This window comes from Mesorhizobium sp. SEMIA396 (assembly GCF_024518615.1).
GTDB lineage: Bacteria > Pseudomonadota > Alphaproteobacteria > Rhizobiales > Rhizobiaceae > Mesorhizobium.
Genome location: NZ_JANIFC010000002.1, coordinates 124,549 through 145,929, shown reverse-complemented (window position 1 = coordinate 145,929; position 21,381 = coordinate 124,549). Strand labels below are relative to the sequence as shown.

Annotated in this window: 24 protein-coding genes; 6 read left to right on the top strand and 18 right to left on the bottom strand. The window is 62.6% G+C overall.

Features of this window, described 5'->3' with window-relative positions; genetic code table 11:
• Positions 1 to 2: 2 nt before the first annotated feature.
• Positions 3 to 485 (top strand): peroxiredoxin, encoded by a 483-nt coding sequence (locus NP503_RS05675; protein WP_127270016.1) that lies wholly within the window; start codon positions 3 to 5, stop codon positions 483 to 485.
• 75 nt (positions 486 to 560) lie between these two features.
• Positions 561 to 1,037 (top strand): DUF2938 domain-containing protein, encoded by a 477-nt coding sequence (locus NP503_RS05670; RefSeq protein ID WP_127270018.1) that lies wholly within the window; start codon positions 561 to 563, stop codon positions 1,035 to 1,037.
• Positions 1,038 to 1,170: 133 nt separating this feature from the next.
• On the opposite strand, the gene rnhA is transcribed toward NP503_RS05670, so the two are convergent.
• From rnhA to coxB, 12 genes are all read right to left on the bottom strand, one after another.
• Positions 1,171 to 1,701 (bottom strand): ribonuclease HI, encoded by a 531-nt coding sequence (gene rnhA / locus NP503_RS05665; RefSeq protein WP_127270020.1) that lies wholly within the window; start codon positions 1,699 to 1,701, stop codon positions 1,171 to 1,173.
• Between the two features lie 11 nt (positions 1,702 to 1,712).
• Positions 1,713 to 2,675 (bottom strand): homoserine kinase, encoded by a 963-nt coding sequence (locus NP503_RS05660; RefSeq protein WP_127270022.1) that lies wholly within the window; start codon positions 2,673 to 2,675, stop codon positions 1,713 to 1,715.
• A gap of 5 nt (positions 2,676 to 2,680) precedes the next feature.
• A complete protein-coding gene (ispH, locus tag NP503_RS05655; protein ID WP_023808604.1) occupies positions 2,681 to 3,691 on the bottom strand; it encodes a 4-hydroxy-3-methylbut-2-enyl diphosphate reductase in 1,011 nt (336 codons plus the stop codon).
• Positions 3,692 to 3,779: 88 nt separating this feature from the next.
• Complete coding sequence (locus tag NP503_RS05650; protein ID WP_164748751.1) at positions 3,780 to 4,535, bottom strand: SURF1 family protein; 756 nt, start codon at positions 4,533 to 4,535, stop codon at positions 3,780 to 3,782.
• Positions 4,532 to 4,936, bottom strand: coding sequence for a DUF983 domain-containing protein (locus tag NP503_RS05645; protein WP_127270316.1), 405 nt, complete (start codon positions 4,934 to 4,936; stop codon positions 4,532 to 4,534). The genes NP503_RS05650 and NP503_RS05645 overlap by 4 nt, the downstream gene beginning before the upstream one ends.
• Positions 4,937 to 4,992: 56 nt before the next feature.
• Positions 4,993 to 5,484, bottom strand: a complete 492-nt coding sequence (locus tag NP503_RS05640; RefSeq protein ID WP_127270319.1) for a murein L,D-transpeptidase family protein — start codon at positions 5,482 to 5,484, stop codon at positions 4,993 to 4,995.
• 93 nt (positions 5,485 to 5,577) lie between these two features.
• Positions 5,578 to 6,459, bottom strand: coding sequence for a cytochrome c oxidase subunit 3 (locus NP503_RS05635; protein WP_127270321.1), 882 nt, complete (start codon positions 6,457 to 6,459; stop codon positions 5,578 to 5,580).
• A gap of 1 nt (position 6,460) precedes the next feature.
• A complete protein-coding gene (locus NP503_RS05630; RefSeq protein ID WP_127270322.1) occupies positions 6,461 to 7,093 on the bottom strand; it encodes a cytochrome c oxidase assembly protein in 633 nt (210 codons plus the stop codon).
• Positions 7,093 to 7,251 (bottom strand): hypothetical protein, encoded by a 159-nt coding sequence (locus NP503_RS05625; protein ID WP_013532777.1) that lies wholly within the window; start codon positions 7,249 to 7,251, stop codon positions 7,093 to 7,095. Before NP503_RS05625 ends, NP503_RS05630 begins: the two co-directional genes overlap by 1 nt.
• 2 nt (positions 7,252 to 7,253) lie before the next feature.
• Entirely contained in the window at positions 7,254 to 8,198 is a 945-nt protein-coding gene (locus NP503_RS05620; protein WP_127270323.1) for a heme o synthase, read from the bottom strand.
• 75 nt (positions 8,199 to 8,273) lie between these two features.
• Positions 8,274 to 9,926: a cytochrome c oxidase subunit I gene (gene ctaD, locus NP503_RS05615; protein ID WP_023808611.1), complete on the bottom strand. Its 1,653-nt coding sequence runs from the start codon at positions 9,924 to 9,926 to the stop codon at positions 8,274 to 8,276.
• A 38-nt stretch (positions 9,927 to 9,964) separates the two neighbouring features.
• Positions 9,965 to 10,864 (bottom strand): cytochrome c oxidase subunit II, encoded by a 900-nt coding sequence (coxB, locus tag NP503_RS05610; RefSeq protein ID WP_127268980.1) that lies wholly within the window; start codon positions 10,862 to 10,864, stop codon positions 9,965 to 9,967.
• A 376-nt stretch (positions 10,865 to 11,240) separates the two neighbouring features.
• On the opposite strand from coxB, the gene NP503_RS05605 reads away from it, so the two are divergent.
• Positions 11,241 to 11,795 (top strand): invasion associated locus B family protein, encoded by a 555-nt coding sequence (locus NP503_RS05605; RefSeq protein ID WP_013532781.1) that lies wholly within the window; start codon positions 11,241 to 11,243, stop codon positions 11,793 to 11,795.
• A 154-nt stretch (positions 11,796 to 11,949) separates the two neighbouring features.
• Complete coding sequence (gene tldD / locus NP503_RS05600) at positions 11,950 to 13,362, top strand: metalloprotease TldD (protein ID WP_127270324.1); 1,413 nt, start codon at positions 11,950 to 11,952, stop codon at positions 13,360 to 13,362.
• Positions 13,363 to 13,402: 40 nt separating this feature from the next.
• Here the strand turns inward: tldD and NP503_RS05595 are convergent, their stop codons facing one another.
• The 4 genes from NP503_RS05595 to NP503_RS05580 all read right to left on the bottom strand — a co-directional run bounded on the left by NP503_RS05595 (position 13,403) and on the right by NP503_RS05580 (position 16,352).
• Positions 13,403 to 13,909, bottom strand: a complete 507-nt coding sequence (locus NP503_RS05595) for an RES family NAD+ phosphorylase (RefSeq protein WP_127270325.1) — start codon at positions 13,907 to 13,909, stop codon at positions 13,403 to 13,405.
• Entirely contained in the window at positions 13,902 to 14,273 is a 372-nt protein-coding gene (locus NP503_RS05590; protein ID WP_127270326.1) for an antitoxin Xre/MbcA/ParS toxin-binding domain-containing protein, read from the bottom strand. Before NP503_RS05590 ends, NP503_RS05595 begins: the two co-directional genes overlap by 8 nt.
• 76 nt (positions 14,274 to 14,349) lie before the next feature.
• The gene (locus NP503_RS05585) at positions 14,350 to 15,591 is read right to left on the bottom strand and encodes a class I SAM-dependent RNA methyltransferase (protein WP_127270327.1); all 1,242 of its coding nucleotides are present in this window, start codon (positions 15,589 to 15,591) and stop codon (positions 14,350 to 14,352) included.
• A complete protein-coding gene (locus NP503_RS05580) occupies positions 15,588 to 16,352 on the bottom strand; it encodes a TlyA family RNA methyltransferase (RefSeq protein WP_127270328.1) in 765 nt (254 codons plus the stop codon). Before NP503_RS05580 ends, NP503_RS05585 begins: the two co-directional genes overlap by 4 nt.
• 324 nt (positions 16,353 to 16,676) lie before the next feature.
• Between NP503_RS05580 and NP503_RS05575 the strand changes: the two genes are divergently transcribed.
• Positions 16,677 to 17,672, top strand: a complete 996-nt coding sequence (locus NP503_RS05575) for a sterol desaturase family protein (protein ID WP_164748752.1) — start codon at positions 16,677 to 16,679, stop codon at positions 17,670 to 17,672.
• A gap of 266 nt (positions 17,673 to 17,938) precedes the next feature.
• Complete coding sequence (locus tag NP503_RS05570; RefSeq protein WP_236382844.1) at positions 17,939 to 18,820, top strand: GNAT family N-acetyltransferase; 882 nt, start codon at positions 17,939 to 17,941, stop codon at positions 18,818 to 18,820.
• 84 nt (positions 18,821 to 18,904) lie between these two features.
• Here NP503_RS05570 and NP503_RS05565 read toward each other — a convergent pair whose 3' ends face one another.
• Together NP503_RS05565 and dxs are read right to left on the bottom strand one after the other, a co-directional pair.
• Positions 18,905 to 19,198, bottom strand: coding sequence for a hypothetical protein (locus tag NP503_RS05565; protein WP_127268717.1), 294 nt, complete (start codon positions 19,196 to 19,198; stop codon positions 18,905 to 18,907).
• A gap of 164 nt (positions 19,199 to 19,362) precedes the next feature.
• A complete protein-coding gene (gene dxs, locus NP503_RS05560) occupies positions 19,363 to 21,276 on the bottom strand; it encodes a 1-deoxy-D-xylulose-5-phosphate synthase (protein WP_127268718.1) in 1,914 nt (637 codons plus the stop codon).
• Positions 21,277 to 21,381 lie beyond the last annotated feature (105 nt).

The window sequence follows — 21,381 nt, the reverse complement described above, 5'->3', positions numbered from 1 at the left end:
CCATGACCATTTCCGTTGGCGGCAAGCTGCCTGACGTGACCTTCAAGACGATGACCGCCGATGGCGCCAAGCCGATCACCGGGGCCGAGATCTTCCCGGGCAAGAAGGTCGTGCTGTTTGGGGTTCCCGGCGCCTTCACACCGACCTGCAGCAACAACCATTTGCCGGGTTATCTCGAGAACCACGATGCCATCCTGGCGCGCGGCGTCGACACCATCGCCGTCGTTTCGGTCAACGACGTCCATGTCATGGGCGCCTGGGCGCACTTCACCGGCGGTGAGGGCAAGATCATGTTCCTCGCCGACGGCAGTGGCGATTTCGCCAAGGCGGTAGGCCTCGACAATGACCTTTCCGCCAGCGGCATGGGGCTGCGTTCGAAGCGGTTTTCGATGATCGTCGACGACGGCAAGGTCACCGCGCTCAATGTCGAGACCAAGCCTGGTGTCGACGAGTCCGGCGCGGCTCATATTCTGGGACAGCTCTGAAGTTCAGCGCGGCGTGGGGTGTGGAACGACGATCGCGCTTGTAGCCCAGGGCTTGCGTTTGGGGGGATTCTAGCGATGTTTGACATGTTCTGGCGCGCTATCGCGATCGGCATCGGCGCCACCGTCCTGATGGATCTCTGGGCCATCTTCCTGCACAAGGCGTTCGGCCAGCCACGGCCGAACTGGGGGCCGGTCGGTCGCTGGGTCTGGCATCTCCGTGACAAGGTCTTCCACGACGATATCGGCGGTGCCGCACCGTACGTGCATGAAAAGGCGCTGGGTTGGGCCTTTCACTATTTTGTCGGCATCGTCTACGGCATCATCCTGGTGGTGCTGGCCGGAGCGGGCTGGCTTGCCGCGCCGACATTCCTGCCGGCCTTCATCCTCGGCATCGTCACCGTCGGCGCCGGCTGGTTCCTGCTGGCACCCGGCATGGGCGCCGGCTGGGCGGCCTCGAAGCGGCCCAACCCGATGCTGATCCGGGCGCTGAATCTGGTGTCGCACACCGTGTTCGCACTTGGGCTTTGGGGCACGGCGCTGCTGATCCGATAAGGGTCTACAACTGCGCTGGCCAGTCGATCGGCAGCCAGCAGTAGATAACGCGGTGCGCGCCGATATCGTAGTAGTTGCCACCCCCGCCGGCTGATCCGCTTCTTCGTACCTGAGAGCCGCGCCGCTCCGGAAATCAATAGCTCTGGGTAGAGCGCCGCACTTTCGCGATTGCCGGTTGTTTGGCCGGCGCAGCAGGCTTTGCCGCTGCTGCAGGCTTGAACGGACCTTTCTTGAACGGCGCCATGCCTTCGCGCGCAAGCTCGTCGGCGCGCTCGTTCTCGACATGACCGTCATGGCCCTTGACCCAGTTCCAGGTGACCTTGTGGCGCTTGTTGGCCTCGTCGAGCGCCTGCCAAAGTTCACCGTTCTTCACAGGCTTCTTGTCGGCGGTCTTCCAGCCGTTCTTCTTCCAGCCGTGGATCCACTTGGAAATACCGTCCATGACATACTTGCTGTCGGTGTGAAGGTCGACCGTGCACGGCTCCTTCAGCGCGTTCAGCGCCGAAATGGCGGCCAACAGTTCCATGCGGTTGTTGGTCGTCTCGGCTTCGCCGCCGGAAAGCTCCTTGGTGGTGCCGTTGAAGCGCAGGATCGCGCCCCAGCCGCCAGGGCCGGGATTGCCCGAACAGGCGCCGTCGGTGAAGATCTCAACCAGTTTGCTCATGATACCCCATATCAGGCCAATCCATATTCCGAAGGAGATTTGATCGCCCGGTGGAACCGCATCCTTCTGATGTATTCGGTCGGATCGCGCTTCATCACCAGCCCGCCATCGGGGACGGTCAGCCAGTCGTACAGCCGGGTCAGCATGAAGCGCAACGCCGAACCGCGCGCCAGCACCGGCAGCGCAGCTTGTTCCTGGTCGCTCAGGGGCCGGACGCTCTGGTAGCCGGCGAGCAGCGCCTTGCCCTTGGTGAGGTTGAAGGAAAAATCCTTCTCGAAGCACCAGGCGTTGAGACAGGTGGCGACATCATAGGCGTAGAGGTCGTCGCAGGCGAAATAGAAATCGATCAGGCCGGACAGTTTTTCGCCGAGGAAGAAAACGTTGTCCGGGAAAAGATCGGCGTGGATGATGCCTTTGGGAAGGTCCTTCGGCCAGTTGCGCTCGAAATCGGCAAAGTCGGCATCGACCTCGGCCGCTAGGCCCGGCTCGACCTCGTCTGCGCGATCGCGCGCTGCATCCCAGAGCTTGCGCCAGCCGTCGATGGCCAGGGCATTCGGACGCGTCATCGAAAAATCGGCACCGGCCAGATGCAACTGCGCCAATGCCTTGCCGACCTCGGCACAATGCGTTGCTGTGGGCCGCCGCAACGAAAGCCCTTCCAGGAAGGTGATGATGACCGCCGGCCGGCCGGCGAGCGTGCCGATGACGCTGCCGTCATGCGCGGTCACCGGCAGCGGGCAGGACACGCCCTTGTTGGCGAGATGGCCCATCAGCCCCAGAAAAAACGGCAGATCCGCCTTCTCGACGCGCTTCTCATAGAGCGTCAGGATGTAGGAGCCGCTGGAGGTGTGCAGCAGAAAGTTCGAGTTCTCGGTGCCTTCGGCGATGCCCTTGTAGGACAGGAGATCGCCGACCGGATAGTGCTTCAGGAATGCGCCGAGTTCGCCTTCCGCAACGTCGGTGTAGACCGCCATGTGCCTTACGCGGCTCCATTGACGAAGGCCATGTCGGCCCGCGTCAGTTCGACATCGCGCAGGACCCGCATGACTGGAAAATCCTCGGTTTCCGTGGCCGTGATGGCAAGATCGATCGTGACATCGAAGCGTTGCCGGAACGCGTCGATGATCTCGTCGACGATGATTTCGGGCGCCGACGCGCCGGCCGACAGGCCAAGCGTCGAAATGTTGCCGATGTCATTCCACGGAATCTCGGCGGCGCGCTGCACGAGAAGCGACATCGTAGCGCCCGCACGCTCCGCCACTTCGACAAGGCGTCGCGAATTGGAGGAATTGGGGGCGCCGACGATCAGATAGAGATCGGCGCCCGGCGCGGTGTCCTTGACGGCTTCCTGGCGGTTGGTGGTGGCATAGCAGATCGATTCCGCCGCTGGTGCCTGCAGCGCCGGAAAGCGATCCTGCAAGGCGCGGATGATGCCGGCGGTGTCCTCGACAGACAATGTGGTCTGGGTAACGAAGCCGAGCGCCTGCGGATCGGCGGGCGAGAGCTTTGCGGCATCGGCTTCGGTTTCGATCAGCGTCACCGCTCCGTCCGGCAGTTGGCCCATGGTGCCGATCACTTCGGGATGACCGGCGTGACCAATCAACAGCACATGGCGGCCGAGCCGCTGATGGCGCATCGCCTGCTTGTGGACCTTCGACACCAGCGGGCAGGTGGCATCGAGATAGAAGAGATTGCGCGCCTTCGCATCCGCCGGCACCGATTTCGGCACGCCATGCGCCGAGAACACGACGGGCGACTGCCGATGTTCGGCCGGTATCTCGGAGAGTTCCTCGATGAAGACGGCGCCAAGGCTTTGCAGCCCCTCGACGACGTAGCGGTTGTGCACGATCTCATGGCGGACATAGACCGGCGCGCCATATTTCTTCAGCGCCAGCACGACGATCTGGATGGCACGGTCGACACCGGCGCAAAAACCGCGCGGCTGGCAGAGCCGGATCGTCAGAGGTGGTTTGGTGGTTGTCTGAAGCATTAAATCCGGGCCGGTTGATCAAAGCCGAAATGAAGTGCGCACCCCTGCCCTGTCAAGGGCATCGGTTGAAAGGGGGCATCAGCCGCGTTCATTCGTCTTTCGCGGGACGGCGAAGCCGCAGGATGAGCACGGCTGCGAGCGCCGCGGCAAGCCCGTACCAAGTCATCGCATATTGGAGATGGCTGTTCGGGAGGTCGATGATGGTGACGCCGCCAACCGGCAAGCCGCCTGGGTTTGGCGTCTTGTCTGCGTCGATGAAGATCGGCACCAGCGCGGCGCCCGCCGGCAGACCGGCGCTTGCAGCCATCACGTCGCGGTCCTTCCAGTAGAAGATGTTCTTCGCCACGTCGTTGTCGGGAAGCATCATCGACGGCTTGCCCGGCAGCGGGTTGCGGGCCAGCCCGGTGACCGTCACACTGCCAGCCACCTGTCCCTTGGCGCGCTTGGCGGCGTCCTTCAGATCGTAAGGCACGAAGCCGCGATTGATCAGGACGAAGCGTCCGTCGTCGAGCGCCAGCGGCGTGTAGACATTGAAGCCGGCATCACCCTCCCAGGTCGCGTAGAAATGGCGTTCGCCTTGATGCAGGAACGTGCCGGTGACGGTGACAGGCGTATAATCGACATCGCCGGTGGCGGCGAACTCTTTCTCGACCGCAACCAACGGCAACGGAGCCGAATGGGTGCGCTGGTCGATGGTCTGCAGAAGGCCTTCCTTCCAATACAGGCGCTGCATCTGCCAGGTGCCGAGCACCAGCAGGATCAGGAACAGCACAAGGCCAAGGCCGAGCAGCAATGCCGATCGCGGCCGCGAACGACCGTCAGTTTTAATGGAAGCCTCGCTCATTCGCCGCGATCCAGCCGGCCCTCGGCCGCTTGGTTGCGGTATTGCAGCGTCAGCAGCACGCCCTTGATCAGCCGCAGCGCCGTCAAGCACAGCACAACAGCCAGCGGAATCCAGACCAGCAGATGCAGCCAGAGCGGCGGGCTGAACGTGACTTCTACCCAGAGCGCCAGGCCGACGATGATAAAGCCGATGATCAGGATCACGAACACCGCCGGCCCGTCGCCGGCATCAGCGTAGGAATAATCGAGGCCGCAATTGACGCATCGCTTGCCGACGGTGAGGAAGCCGGAAAATAGCCGCCCCTCGCCGCAGCGCGGGCAACGGCCATGCAGGCCGGCCGAGATCGGATCGATCGGCGGCCAGATCGCCCTATCTTCACTCTTGGAAGAGTCGTCGCTCATTGCTTACCGCTCGATTTCAGATCGACCGGCAACCAGTTCATCTTGCCACTCATTGCCTACCGCTCGATCTCGATCGGTGTGCCATCGGCCACCATCGCCCAGATTTCGTCCATATCGGAGTCCGTAACCGCAATGCAGCCGTCGGTCCAGTCGACCAATTGAAGCAGCCAGCCCCACCAGCCATAACCGTTTGGCTGGCCGTGGATCATGACCATGCCGCCCGCGTCGACATTGCGCGCCCTGGCGGCCGCCAGATCGTCGGTATTGGGGTACGAAATATGGATCGATCTGTGCGCGATGCTGTTCGGGTTGCGCCAGTCGAGGACATAGTTCCCCTCGGGCGTGCGTTGATCGCCCTCCTGGTGCTTATGCCCGACAGGATCGCCGCCGAGTGCGATGCCGTAGCTGCGCAGGATCTTGCCGTCGCCGATGAGTTCCAGCCGGCGTTCGGCTTTGTGGACACGCACCAGATCCACCTTCTCGCCGGCAAAGGCCGGGAGTGCCGCGATCATCAATGCGCAAATGGCCCGGAAAATTGTCAGCCGCATTGGCTATCGATCAGCGATCATTGCGCCAAAAAGAAGAAGGCGGCCACATTGCCGCGGCCGCCCCTCCCCAAACGGAAATTCCTCAGGCCAGGATCAGTGGCCCTCGATCACCGCGCCGACCGATCCCCAGACGTAGATCGAGGCGAACAGGAACAGCCAGACCACGTCGACGAAGTGCCAGTACCAGGCGGCCGCCTCGAAGCCGAAATGTTGTTTGGGGGTGAAATCACCCTTCATCGCCCGGATCAGGCAGACCAACAGGAAGATGGTGCCGATGATGACGTGGAAACCGTGGAAGCCGGTCGCCATGAAGAAGGTGGCGCCATAGATGGAATCCTTGAAGGCGAACGGAGCATGCATGTACTCGTACGCCTGCACCATGGTGAACAGCATGCCGAGGCCAACAGTCAGCACCAGGCCGTTGATCAGGCCTTTGCGATCGCCATGGATGAGCGAATGGTGCGCCCAGGTCACCGTGGTGCCGGACAGCAGCAGGATGACGGTGTTGTAGAGCGGCAAATGGAAGGGGTCGAGAACTTCCATGCCCTTCGGCGGCCAGACACCGCCGGTAAACGCGGTGCGGGCATATTGCTGGACTTCGCTCGGAAACAGGCTGGCATCGAAATAGGCCCAGAACCAGGCAACGAAGAACATCACCTCCGAGGCGATGAACATGATCATGCCGTAGCGCAGATGCAGCGACACGACACGCGTGTGATGGCCCTCATGCGCTTCCTTGATCGTGTCCGACCACCAGGCGAACATGGTGTAGAGGATGATCACGAGACCGATGAAGAACAGCCATGGATTGGCGATGTTGAAGCCGAAGATCGGGAACGAGCCGCCCTTCAGGTATTCCATCAAGCAGACGCCGCCAAAGGCGGCGACAAGTGCGCCTACCGATCCCAGGAAAGGCCACGGGCTCGGGTCAACGAGATGATAGTCATGCTGTGGTTTTGCGTGCGCGTCTGCCATATCAACCCCCGAGATTTGCTTCGGTATTCGAAATTGTCTTGCTATTGCCCTTGGCCGGCTCCGAGGAGGCGACCGGCTTGGCCTTCTCGACCGGGAACATCGTATAGGACAGCGTGATCGTCTTCACGTCCTTCAGTTCCGGCACATTGACGATGTCGGGGTCCACGTAGAACAGGACCGGCATGTCCAGTGTCTCGCCGGGCTTCAGCGTCGTGTCGGTGAAGCAGAAGCACTCGACCTTGTTGAAATAGGGACCCGCCAGTTCAGGCTGCACGTTGAAGGTGGCGCGGCCGGTCACGGGACGATCGAACTTGTTGGTCGCCTGATAGTGCGCCTGCACGGTCTCGCCGATCTTCATCGTCATCGAGCGCTGGACCGGCTGGAACTCCCACGGCACGCCAGCGATGTTGGCATCGAAGCGGACGGTGATCTCGCGGTCGAGCACGCGGCCGGCATACTGCTTCTCGGCACGTTGCGTCGTGCCGCCATAGCCGGTCGCCTGGCAAAACATCTTGTAGAGCGGGACCGCGGCATAGGCCATGCCGATCATGCCGGTGAAAAAGGCGAGGCAGACAGCCGCGACGATGACGTTGCCGTTCTTGCCAGCCGCTTTTTTGGAGGTCCCGACGCTCATCACATCGTGCCCAGATTGTGGCCGAACTTCACGATCGTCGCGATGTAGAAAATGACCACCAGCAGCGCCAGCGCCACACCGATGGCGATAGAACGGCTGCGCTGCGCCTTCTTCTGACGCTCGGTCAACGTGACGGTCTCGAGCTTTTCCTCGATCATGGTCATGCTCCACCCATGGCAAGCGCGCGTTCGACAACGCTGTCGGCCAGATAGGCAGCGAAGATGGCGAAGAGATAAAGCAGCGAATAGGCGAACAGGGCCTTGGCCGGTTTCATGACGCGGTCATCGTCGGCCATGCTAAGCACTTTCCACGCGTACCAGACAAAACCGACTCCCAGAAGCAGGGCGGCCACGCCATAGAACGGCGTGGTGTAGCCAAGCAGCCACGGCAGCACGCCGACCGGGGCCAGCACCAGCGCATAGGCGAAGATCTGGCGGCGGGTCGAAGCGTGGCCGGCGACGTTGGGCATCATCGGAATGCCGGCCTTGGCATAGTCCTCGGACTTGAACAGCGCCAGCGCCCAGAAATGCGGCGGCGTCCACAGGAAGATGATCAGGAACAAGACAATGCTTTCGAGGCTGACTGTCCCGGTCACCGCGGCCCAGCCGATCACGGGCGGAATGGCACCGGCGGCCCCGCCGATGACGATGTTCTGCGGCGTCCAGCGCTTCAGCCACATCGTGTAGACGACGGCGTAGAAAAAGATGGTGAAGGCGAGCAGCGTCGCCGCCAGCCAGTTGACCAGCACGCCGAGCGTCATCACAGACAGCACCGACAGCACCAGCCCAAAGGTCAGGGCTTCGTGCGGCTGGATGCGACCGGCGGGGACTGGGCGGTTGGCGGTCCTGGTCATCACGGCATCGATGTCGGCATCGTACCACATGTTGAGCGCGCCGGAGGCACCAGCACCTATTGCAATAGCCAGGATGGCGATCACCGCCAGCAGAGGGTTGATGGTCACGGGTGCGGCGACCAGGCCGACAAAGGCGGTGAACACCACCAGCGACATGACGCGCGGCTTCAGCAGCGCGAAGAAATCGCCCGCCGTCGCTTCCGACATGCGAAAGCCCGCTTCGTCAATCAATGGGTCGTCGACAAGGGCCATGCGTACTTAAGTCCATCATCCGTTGGCCAAAACCGCCGGCGGACCGGCGGTTTCGTATTCGAGCGGGCAGCCGCCTTACTTGATTTTCGGCAGCTGTTCCCACTGGTGGAAGGGCGGCGGCGACGGCAGCTGCCATTCGAGCGTCGTTGCGCCCTCGCCCCATGGGTTGGCGCCGGCGATCCGCTTCTTCTGGAAGGCCTCGAACACACCATAGAGGAAGATCAGGACGCCGATGGCCGAGATATACGAGCCGATGGACGACACATAATTCCAGCCGGCGAACGCATCGGGGTAGTCGATGGTGCGGCGCGGCATGCCGGCGAGACCGAGGAAGTGCTGCGGGAAGAAGATCAGGTTCACGCCGACGAAGGTGACCCAGAAATGGGTGTTGGCGATGACGGGCGAATACATGTAGCCGGTCATCTTCGGGAACCAGTAGTACCAGCCGGCGAAGATGGCGAACACCGCGCCCAGTGACAGCACGTAGTGGAAGTGGGCAATGACGAAATAGGTGTCATGCAACGAGCGGTCGAGGCCGGCATTGGCCAGCTGGACGCCGGTGACGCCGCCGATGGTGAACAGGAAGATGAAGCCCAGCGCCCACAGCATCGGCGTCTTGAACGAAATCGACCCGCCCCACATCGTCGCGATCCAGGAGAAGATCTTCACGCCTGTCGGCACCGCGATGACCATGGTGGCGAAGACGAAATAGCGCTGCGTGTCGAGCGACAGGCCGGTCGTGTACATGTGGTGCGCCCACACGATGAAGCCGACGGCGCCGATCGCCACCATGGCATAGGCCATACCGAGATAGCCGAACACCGGCTTCCTCGAGAAGGTCGAGATGACGTGACTGATGATGCCGAAGCCCGGCAGGATCAGGATGTACACTTCAGGGTGACCGAAGAACCAGAACAGGTGCTGGAACAGGATCGGGTCGCCGCCGCCGTCGGGCGCAAAGAAGGTGGTACCGAAATTGCGGTCGGTGAGCAGCATGGTGATGCCGCCGGCCAGGACCGGCAACGACAGCAGGAGCAGGAAGGCGGTGATCAGCACCGACCAGGCAAACAGCGGCATCTTGTGCAGCGTCATGCCAGGCGCGCGCATGTTGAAGATGGTGGTGATGAAGTTGATGGCGCCGAGGATCGACGACGCACCGGCAATGTGGATCGACAGGATCGCCAGATCCATGGCCGGCCCGGGCTGGCCCGAGGTCGAAAGCGGCGGATAGAGCGTCCAGCCGCCACCGACGCCAAAGGCGCCCGGCGCGCTCGGCACGAACATCGAGGTGAGCAGCAGGATGAAGGCCGGCGGCAGCAGCCAGAAGGAGATGTTGTTCATGCGCGGGAACGCCATGTCGGGCGCGCCGATCATGATCGGAACCATCCAGTTGGCGAAACCGCCGATCAGCGCCGGCATGACCATGAAGAAGATCATGATCAGGGCGTGCGCGGTGGCGAAGGCATTGTACATGCTCTTGCCGCCGTCGATCGCGGCGTCACCGTTCATGCCATAGACCATCTGCGCCAGGCCGCTGAATATCTGGATGCCAGGCTCCTGCAACTCCATGCGGATGGCGACAGACAAGGCACCGCCGATGATGCCGGCCATGATCGCGAAGATCAGGTAGAGCGTGCCGATGTCCTTGTGGTTGGTCGAATAAACCCAGCGGACCCAGCCGTGATAAGGCTTGTGGTCGTGCCCGTCGTGAGCTGCAGCGTCTGCCATGTTCCGCTCCGTTCCCTAAATCTTGCTAACCCGCGGCATCAGTTGCCGGCGGACGCTACCTTGTTCTGGCCGTCGACCTCGGCCATCAGCGTCTTGTTGGCGCCGGGCAGATCGGTCTTGGCTGCCGCCAGCCAGGTCTTGAACTGCGCATCGGAGACGACGCGGATGGCGATCGGCATGAAGGCATGGTCCTTGCCGCAGAGCTGCGAGCACTGGCCGTAAAAAATACCTTCCTTCTCCGCCTTGAACCAGGTCTCGTTGGTGCGGCCCGGAATGGCATCGATCTTGATGCCGAACGACGGCATGGCAAAGGAGTGGATCACGTCGGTCGCGGTGACGAGCACGCGGGTCATGGTGTTGACCGGCACCACCAGTTCATTGTCGACCGCGAGCAGGCGCGGATAAACCTTGCGGTCCTCCTTGCCGGCGGCGGCGCGGTCGGTGTCCTGAAGGATCGCGGAATTGAAGGAGAGCGTGTTTTCGGTCTGGTACTCGTAGTCCCAGTTCCACTGGTTACCGGTCGCCTTGACGGTCAGCTTCGCTTCTTCCGGCGGCGTGTATTGCGCGGTCAGCAGCTGGAACGAGGGAATTGCCAGGCAAAGCAGGATGACGACCGGACCGACAGTCCAGATCACCTCGATCAGCGTATTGTGGCTGGTCTTGGACGGAACCGGGTTCGCGCTCGCACGGAATCTGACGATGCAATAAGCGAGGAGAAGCAGCACCAGGATGGTGATCGGAACGATGAACCACATCGTGTAGTTCCCGAACCACTCGATCTGCCGCATCATGTCGGTCGCCGGCGCCTGGAAGGTTGTCTCCCAGTTCTTGGGCTGGTCGGCATGGGCGGATGCGCCGGCGAAAAACGTGACAGCGGCACAAGCACTTAGAAACTTGGCACTTGCTGGAACCTTGGCGTTTGCCAGGAAATTTCTCATCGCCCTCATCGTCTCCCAGTTCCTCGCTGCGGTACCCACGAGAATAACGAACAATGCCGGGACGGGAATCCCGACAGTTTCAAGCTGGTTCAAACCATACTCTTTTTCCCTCCGCAAGAAAGGAGCGGACGAAACCGTGCGGCATTTTTGCGCGCAAGCCCGGATATGCCTTTGGAGGCAGCCGCGGCAGCACCGAATCGCCTACAGTGAGCCCGCAGCAGCATTCCCGCGGGCCGCAGGTGCCGAACGTCGCAATTCGGGCGAAATTGGCAGGGAAAAGCGCCCAATTGGCTTTTTCGGGGCAGACCTGGTGCGGTCTCGTCCTTTACTTGGCTTTGGCGCGGCTTAAAGTGCCGTGATTCGCAATGGAGCCGTCATGAATTACTGGCTTTCGAGAAACTCTCGGTTTTCGAGAAACTGGGCGAAGGTCATCTTTTTCGCCGCCCTGTCTGGCATCGGCTTGTCCGCGATCGTGTCCGGCACGGCGAACGCCGCGCAGCCGAGCGGCACCGTGCGCTCGACACATGGCGCATGGTCGATCATCTGCGACACGCCGGCCGGTGCCACCTCGGAACAATGCGTGATGATGCAGAACGTCGTCGCCGAGGACCGTCCGGAGATGGGACTGTCGGTCGTGGTGCTGCGCACCGCCGACAACAAGGCGGAGATCCTGCGCGTGCTGGCGCCGCTCGGCGTGCTTTTGCCCAACGGGCTCGGCCTCAATGTCGACGGCAAGGATATCGGCCGCGCCTATTTCGTGCGCTGCTTCCAGGACGGCTGCTATGCCGAGGTGATCCTCGAAAAGCCGCTTCTCGACACGCTGAAGACCGGCACGTCGGCCACCTTCATCGTTTTCCAGACCCCGGAAGAAGGTATCGGCATCCCGGTCGACCTCAAGGGCTTTGCCGACGGCTTCGCCGCCCTCCCCTGAAAGCCCGGCGACATCACCGGCTTCAACCAGAAGTGACTTCGACGGGCTGCTGGCAAACCGCTTTTGTCGTTACAATGCGGCAGAGCGATTGTCTCGGCGTGCCTTCGCGCCTACATCGTGGCAAAGACCCATTCCTCCTGTGAACGGATGCGCCATGAACAGCCTGATCGGCCAATTCGACATTTCAGACGATCGCATCAAGCGGATCGTCGCCGATACCATCAACGGCGCCGATGACGGCGAACTGTTCCTCGAATACAGCGAGAGCGAAGCGCTGATGTTCGACAATGGCCGCCTGAAGACCGCCAACTTCAACACCGACCAGGGGTTTGGCCTGCGTGCGGTTGCCGGCGAAGCCAGCGGCTATGCGCATTCCAGCGACCTCTCCGAAGCGTCGCTGCTGCGCGCGGCCGATGCCGTTTCAACCGTCAAGGGCGGTTATTCCGGCACGCTTGCCGCCGCACCGGCCCGCACCAACCGCCATCTCTATGGCGAAGAGAACCCGATCCCCTCGCCCTCCTTCGAGGCCAAGGCAAAGCTCTTGCAGGAAATCGACGCCTGGCTGCGCGCCGAGGATCCGCGCGTGCGGCAGGTTTCGGCATCGCTCGCCGCATCCTGGCAGCATGTCGAGATCGTGCGCGCCGATGGCCAAATGGTGCGCGATATCCGCCCGCTGGTCCGCATCAACGTCTCCGTCGTGGTCGGCGATGGCGACCGCCAGGAGAGCGGCTCCTACGGCATGGGTGGCCGCAAGGCGTTTGGCGAATTCCTGGTCGAGGACAGCTGGAAGCACGCCGCCAAGGAGGCGCTCAGGCAAGCTCTGGTCAATCTCGAGGCCATACCGGCCCCGGCCGGCACTTTCGACATCGTCTTGTCTAGCGGCTGGCCGGGCGTCATGCTGCACGAGGCCGTCGGCCATGGGCTGGAAGGCGATTTCAACCGCAAGAAGACCTCGGCCTTCGCCGGCCTGCTCGGCCAGCAGGTCGCCGCCAAAGGGGTCACCGTCGTCGACGACGGCACCATGCCCGAACGGCGCGGCTCGCTGACCGTCGACGATGAAGGCACACCTTCGGCCCGCAATGTGCTGATCGAGGATGGCAAGCTGGTCGGCTACATGCAGGATCGCCAGAATGCCCGGCTGATGGGCATGAAGGCGACCGGCAACGGCCGCCGCGAAGGCTATGCCCACCAGCCGATGCCGCGCATGACCAACACCTATATGACGGCGGGCGACATGGAGCCGGACGAAATCATCGCCTCGGTCAAGAACGGCATCTATGCCGTCTCGTTCGGCGGCGGCCAGGTCGACATCACATCGGGCAAATTCGTGTTCGGCTGCACCGAGGCCTACATGATCGAGAACGGCAAGGTGACGCAGCCGATCAAGGGCGCGATGCTGATCGGCAACGGTCCGGACGCCATGCACCGCGTCTCGATGATCGGCAACGACATGAAGCTCGACACCGGCATCGGCATGTGCGGCAAGGCCGGACAGGGCGTGCCCGTCGGCGTCGGCCAGCCGCATCTGCGCATGAACCAGATGACGGTGGGCGGCACCAGGGTTTGATAAGAACAGTCGACGAGCTTACTCGCCCATCTGAGTTGCCCTAAAGCCAGGATGCCGGCGATTTCGGCAGACGACGGTCGGGGTCGACGACCTCCAGGCGCGGCGCGCCATCCTCGTTCCAGCGCCAGAGCGCAACGCAGGTGCCGCCGGGCGACATGAAGGACGGATAGATCACGCCGTTCACCCCATCGGCAAGCAGGCGATCCCGCAGCTTGTGGGTCTCGGGCACAAGGCCCTGATCCAGCATGTCTCGCCATTCGCATTGGTGAATGCCCGCCGTCATGGCCAATTCGCTCAGCATTGCGGCATCGGTCAGATCGGCCAAGCGCGCGCCCGAGAGCTCAAGTTGGGCAATTAACGCCGGATGCTGGACAAAGCCCTGATTGTACTCCGCCCAGGCGGTGGACAATTCGCGCGCCGCATAGATCGTTGAAGCGCCAATTGGATTCCAGCGACCGCCGAAGTGGGCAGCGCCCTCGCCCGAAAGCGGCAGATGCGCCCAACGCGGTACGAAGGCCCGCCACAAGGTCAGGCTGATCTCAGGCATACACGCCGGAGCGGACGGCCTCCAGATAGGCCAGCACCTTGTCCGTCTTGCCCTCGCGAACCAGGTCGTAGGCGGTCTTTCCCGCCCAGCCGGGGATCGGCTGGTGCTTAAACCAGATCGCCGCACGTTGCTCGCCGCCGGCCATTTCACCGGCCATCGACAGGATGCGGACGATCGGGCTGAGGGCGGCGTCGACCTTGCGCGCGCCGGCCTTGGCGGCAAGTGTGTTGCGCGCGACCCCGATCAGGCCGGCCAATTCGGTCAGGTTGACACCAAGCTGTTCCGCGACACGCCTTGCCGAAAGGTAAGGCGACCGTTCCTCGCCAAAGCGTGACGCCGGAACTTCGAGGGCTGCGGAGTTCATGACGATTACCTAGCATAGTTTGATGCGTACGGTATCAAAATAGGCCCAATTCACGCGCAACTCAAGCACAAGCGACCTACCGCCTCCGCTTCGGCTTCTCCAGCAACGCCACGGCCTCAACATGCGGCGACCACAGGAACTGGTCGATCGGCGTCACGCTTTTCAGGATGTAGCCGCCGTCGATGAGGATGCGCAAATCTCGCGCGAGCGTCACCGGATTGCAGGACACCGCGGCGACGTACGGCACATCCGAGCGGGCGATCTGCTTCGACTGGTCCTCGGCGCCGGCGCGCGGCGGATCGAACACCACACCGTCGAAGGCATTCAATTCCTTGAACGTCAACGGCCGGCGGAACAGGTCGCGGCGTTCACCCGTCACCCGCTTCAAGCCAGTGGCGAAACGCGATCCACGGTCGAGGGCCGAAAGGGCTGCCGCATCGCCCTCCACCGCATGAACTTCCGACTTCGCGGCCAGACGCAGAGCAAAACTGCCGCAGCCGGCGAAAAGATCCGCCACCTTCTTGGCACGCTTCAGATGTCCGCCGACGATATCGGCCATCGCCTGTTCGGCGGCCTCGGTTGCCTGCAGGAACGCGCCCGGGGGCAAGGCGACAGCGACGCTGCCGAACATGACAACAGGCTTTTTCGGCTCGATGATGATCTCGTCATCGATGGACAGCCTGGCAAAGCCCTGCGCCATGACGAAATTGGCAGCGATGCGGCGCTGATGCTCCCCCAGCTTGCCGGATTCGTGAACCGCGACATCGAGACCCGAACCGGTCACGGTGACCGCTAGCCGGAACGATTTGGTGGTTGCGCAGACCAATTCGGCAAGCGCCTTCAAGCGATCAAGCGAAGCGACGATCTCAGGAAGCGAGATCGGGCATTCCGATATGGCTATGATCTCCGGCGACAGATGGCGATGGAAGCCGAGCAGCATGCCTGTATCGGTGCGCCGGGCGGCCAGCACGACACGGCGGCGCGTCTGCGGCGCGCAGGCGACCAGTTCGCCGATCTCGCAATCGATGCCTTTGCCCTTCAGGATGTGCGCCACTTTTTCGCGTTTCCACTGGCGATAGGCTCCGGCTTCGAAATGCTGGAGCGCGCAACCACCGCATTCGGTGAAATGGCGGCAGGCGGGATCGATGCGCTGCGGCGATGCTTCCAGCACCGCCATCAGCATGGCGCGATCCCTTTCGCGCGCGGCGGTGACCGTTTCACCGGGCAGTGTGAAGGGAATGAACAGATCGCCTGTCTCGGTCTCGGCGACACCGTCGCCCTGAGCGCCAAGTTTCCTGATGCTGAAGCGCGCGCTCATCGGTCCTTGATCCCACCGAGCAGGAATTCGCGATTGCCGTCGCCGCCCTCGATCGGCGACAAATGCAGCCCCAGCGAGCGCCAGCCTGGCACGGAGTCCAGCCAATCCTGCAGCAGGCCGGCGACACGGGAGGCGTCGTAGGGATCTTTCAACAGACCACCCTTGCCGATCGCATCACGGCCCGCCTCGAATTGCGGCTTGACCAGAAACACGGCCTTGGCGCCAGCCTTCGCCAGATCAAGCGCCGGCGGCAGCGCCAGTTTCAGCGAGATGAAGCTGACGTCGGACACGATGAAATCCGGAATACGCCCGCTGAGATCGGCAACGGCGAGGTCGCGGGCGTTCAGTCCTTCGATCACCGTCACACGCGGGTCGCCGCCGATATCAGGATGCATCTGGCCATGACCGACATCGACCGCGGTGACATGGACCACGCCGCGCTCGAGCAACACCTGGGTGAAGCCGCCGGTCGAGGCGCCGATGTCGAGCGCTTCAGAGCCGGCAGGGTCGAGGCCGAAATGATCGAGCCCACCGATCAGCTTGAGTGCCGCGCGCGACACATAGCCTTGCGCCGGATCATCGATGGCAACAAGGCATTGCGGCAAAACGCTCTGGCCGGGCTTGCGCGCAATGACGCCGTCGACGGTCACCGTGCCACGCTCGACCGCGTCGCGGGCACGTGAACGGCTGGCAAACAGCCCGCGCTGGACGAGCAGGTCGTCGAGCCGCTGGCGTGCGCTGGCTGGCAGAGGCGAATTCATCGGCCTTCATGGCGAAAGCCGATGACGATGGCAAGAGCACCGGCCGGAAGCATCTCGTCTCACGTTCCCATCATCACGCCCAGCACATTGGACTGCGGCGATGGTGAGGCGTTCCGTCACGCCGACCACCCTATGAATATCTATCGTTGCGCCGGTTGAGACGGATGACCGCCGAAGCATGAGGTCTCGTCGCCTGCCGATAAGTGCCTAAAATCTAGAAAGCCTCATGATTTCTTAACCAATTTTCATCGCATTTGCTTGAGGACTTCAATGTTATGACCGCGACGACCGGAAAAGCCGGATGAAGAGGCGGCAACCTTGGAAATGGCCAGCGATATCGTCTACAAGGTTCTTGACCGGATTTCCGGCGCCGGCCTGCTGGCGACCGGACTTCTGTTGCTGACTGCTTTGGTCAGCGCCCTGGTCGCCTACTGGCGCACGGTCGAGAAAAAGAGCTGGAAAGAGTTCTTCGAGTTCGCAGTCCCGCATGAGGTCATCACGCACCCTTCGGCGAAAGCCGACCTTTTGTTCTGGGTGACGCGGAAGGCGCTGATGCCATTCCTCATGCTGCCCGCCGGCGTCGTCTTCGTCAGCGCCGTCGGCTATGCGACGAACTGGTTGCTCTCCACGCTGCTGGCGATCCAGCCGCCCCTGATCGAAGGACCGGCAGGGCCGGTGACGGTGACGATCTTCACCATCACCATGCTGCTTGCCTACGACATTTCGTACTATCTCTATCACGTCGCCCAGCACCGCTACCCGGTGCTGTGGGAACTGCACAAGGTTCACCATTCGGCCGAGGTGATGGTCGGCATCACCAAGGATCGCGTCCACCCGCTCGACGAATTGATGAACCGGGCCTGGGACGGCGTCATTCCCGGCATCTGCTTCGGCATCTGGTCGCTGGTGTCGCTGAACCTCGTCGAGCTGACGGTCTTCGGCGTCAACGTCTACATCATACGCAACATCCTGATGATGGATTTCGTCAGGCACACGCATTTCAAGATCTCGTTTGGACCGTTGAACAATCTGATCCTGTGCCCGCACTGGCATCAGCTGCACCACAGCACCGACCCGCGCCACTACGACAAGAACTTCGGGCTGCTCTTCTCGTTCTGGGATCGGCTCTTCGGAACCCTGTGCGTTCCGAGACCCGACGAGGACTTCAAGTTCGGTTTGATCGAACGCAACGTGCGCGACTACCAGTCGCTCGCAGGCCTCTATGTCCTGCCGCTGAAGCGGATGTGGCGGCAGATCGCCAGACATTTCCGCACCGACAAGCCCGAGCCACAGCAATCGCCGCAAAGGGGGAAGCCATGAACGGACCCGCCGTGTTCCGGATGCCGCGAACGCACCGGATCGAAATTGCGACCTCGCCAGCGCGACTGGCAGAAATCGCGCCCGCCTGGGCAGCGCTCTGGCAACGCGCCGGCGGCCTCGTTTTCCAGCATCCCGACTGGATCTCGGCCTGGTGGCACACCACACCGCATCAGGACCGTCGCGGTCTCAGGATCGGCCTGGTCTGGAGCGGCGAGCGTCTCGAGGCCGTCATTGCGCTCGCGACCTTCTGGCGCTCGGGCATCCGTATGCTGGAATGGGCGGCGAAAGATCACTGCGACTATGGCGATGTCCTGGTTGCTCCCGATGCCGAGCCACAGATCCTGCCGCAACTCTGGCAACATATCCTCGACGATGGCGGCTTCGATCTTGCCTACCTCAATCGTCTGTTGCCTGATGCCCGATTCCGGACCCTGCTTGGTCCCGCCGCCCCAGGCCAGAGCAATATCTTGCAGCCAAGCCACCGCAGCGAGGTCAGCTATCGAGTTTCCGGCGCCGGGCAACGCGGCGCACAATGGTTTGAAAGCCAGTCGAAGAAAACTCGGCAAAACTATCGCCGTGGCTACAAATTCATGGAGGAAGGCGGCGCGCTGCGTTTCCGCCTGATGGATGCACACGAAGCCCGCGAGCCGGTGCTGGAGCGCGTCGCCGCGCTGAAGCGGTTGTGGCTTGCAAAACACGGCCGCGTTTCGGACCTCTTCGACGAAGGCTCCCCCGCGCTGGCGGCACTCATATCCGTTCTGGCCAAGCTTGGATTGCTGCGCATCTTCGTGCTCGAACGCGAAGACGAGATCATCGCCATCTCGATCAATTTCGAGCAGCATGGAACGATGATGGCTTTCGTCACCACCTATGATCCGGCCTTCGAACGGGCCTCGCCGGGGATGGTCTTGATGATGGATTACATCCAGTGGTCGTTTGACCGGGGCTTGACCACGATCGATTTTCTCTGCGGCGGCGAGGATTTCAAGCGCCGCTTTGCGACGCATTCGGTGATCTTGTCGTCGGTGGTGGGTGGACGAAACCTGCGCGGACGCCTAGCCGCCCTGGCAGACCGCGCCCGCCACGCGGCGCAATCCTGGCGCCCCGAGAAATCGGCGCAGCAAGCGGAGCTGGTTGCGGCGGAGTAGCATTGCCGACGCTTTTTAGATCGCCTGCACAGCGGCAAGCGCGAAACGATCGGGCAATCCCGATCAAGGCTTGCTGTCTTCAGCTCAGAATACGGTTCGCGAAACCGGGCGCTCGACGGCTGGAGACAAGCCATCCTCACGGCCGCCCGAAGCTTGCTCGCGTGCAGGCTCGATGGCACCCGCAGGCGCGGGAACAGGGGCCGGCAGAACCACCAATTGCGGCACCTGCTTGAAGGAAAAGCCGCCGCGGATGTCGCCCATCTTGCCGGCGATGATGCCCATCGCCGCCTTTTCGAGGCTGCGGTCATAGCGCGTTTCGGCTGTGGCCGGCGCGATGATAACGGCGCAAAGTGCTGCGCCGCACAGAAGCGTTTTCATTGTTGTTGTCTCCCTGCCTGATCACGATCTAGCAGGGCGCCATTGAAAAACGGCCAAGAGACACGGTAAGCAAAGCGCCAAATGGCAGCGTAAACAATGCCTTAAGATCGCTTGCCGGCAAACTAATTCAAGTCTTTGAGACTTTGATTCAGGCGCGCTGGGATTCAGGCGCGCTGGGCGTGGACTGTGTGCCCGAGTGCCACGAACACGGTGCGCACGATGCCGGCGGCATCGAGCCCGGCATCGGCATACATCTTTTCCGGCTTGGCGTGGTCGCTGAACGCGTCGGGCAGCACCAGCGGACGCACCTTCAGGCCGCTTTCCAGCAGGCCCTCATGGGCAAGGAACTGCAGCACGTGGCTGGCGAAGCCGCCGACGGCGCCCTCCTCCACCGTCACCAGCACCTCATGCGAGCGGGCCAGCCGCCGGATCAGATCCTGGTCGAGCGGCTTGGCGAAACGGGCGTCGGCGACCGTGGTGGACAGCCCGGCAGCACCTAGCTCCTCCGCGGCGATCAGGCAATCCTGCAGCCGCGTGCCGAAAGACAGCAATGCAACCTTGGTACCCTCCTTGACGATGCGGCCCTTGCCGATTTCGAGAACCGAGCCGCGCTCCGGCATGTCGACGCCGACGCCATTGCCGCGCGGATAGCGGAAGGCGATCGGACCCTCATCATAGCTCGCCGCGGTGCGCACCATGTGGCGCAGCTCCGCCTCGTCGGCGGCCGCCATGACGACGAAACCCGGCAGTGTCGCCAGGAAGGTGGTGTCGAAGGCGCCGCAATGGGTCGCGCCATCGGCGCCGACGAAACCGGCGCGGTCGATGGGAAACCGCACCGGCAATTTCTGAATAGCGACGTCGTGGACGACCTGGTCGTAGGCGCGCTGCAGGAAGGTGGAATAGATGGCCGCGAACGGCTTGCAGCCTTCGGTGGCAAGGCCGGCGGCGAAGGTCACCGCGTGCTGTTCGGCGATGCCGACATCGAAGGTGCGCGATGGGAACGCTTCACCGAACAGGTCGAGGCCGGTGCCGCTCGGCATGGCGGCCGTGACGGCGACGATGCGGTCGTCCTCGCGGCCCTCCTGGACCAGGCTTTCGGCGAACACCTTGGTGTAGGCCGGTGCGTTGGCTGGCGCCTTGGCCTGCGCGCCGGTGATGACGTCGAACTTGTTGACGCCGTGATATTTGTCGGCGGCGGCTTCGGCCGGCGCATAGCCCTTGCCCTTCTGGGTGACGACATGGATGAGCACCGGGCCTTCGCCATTGTCGCGGACATTTTTCAGGACCGGGATCAGGTGCTCCAGATTGTGGCCGTCTATGGGGCCGATGTGATAGAAGCCGAGTTCCTCGAACAGCGTGCCGCCGGTGACATAGCCGCGTGCATGCTCGACCGCCCTTGTGATCGCACGATCCGCGCGCTTGCCGAGATAGGACGTCAGTTTCTTGCCGAAATCGCGCAGGCCGATATAGGCCTTGCCGGAGGCCAGCCGCGCCAGATAGGCGCTCATCGCGCCGGTCGGCGGCGCGATCGACATGTCGTTGTCATTGAGAATGACGATCAGCCGTGCATCGAGCGCACCGGCATTGTTCATCGCCTCATAGGCCATGCCGGCAGACATGGCGCCATCGCCGATGACGGCAATGACGCTGTTGCGGCCGCCGGAGAGATCGCGGGCGGCGGCCATGCCGAGGCCGGCCGATATCGATGTCGAGGAGTGGGCGGCGCCGAAGGGATCGTACTCGCTCTCGGCGCGGCGGGTGAAGCCGGACAGACCGCCTTCCTGGCGCAGCGTGCGGATACGGTCGCGGCGGCCGGTCAGGATCTTGTGCGGATAGGCCTGGTGGCCGACATCCCAGATCAGCCTGTCATCGGGGGTGTTGAAGACATAGTGCAGCGCCACTGTCAGCTCGACCACGCCAAGCCCGGCGCCCAGATGACCACCCGTGCGGGAGACGGCGTCGACCAGCTCGGCGCGAAGCTCGGACGCCAATTGCGGCAGTTCACTTTCCGCAAGCGTGCGCAGGTCGGCCGGGATGCGGACCTTGTCGAGAAGCGGCGTATGCGGCGTTGCGTTCACTGTGCTCGGGCTTTCGGTTGATGGGCGAATAGGCCGCCGGCCGGCGAAAGTAAATGCGTGTCAGTGACGCGGATCAGGCCCTAGTCTTTTGTCTATGCATTTCGT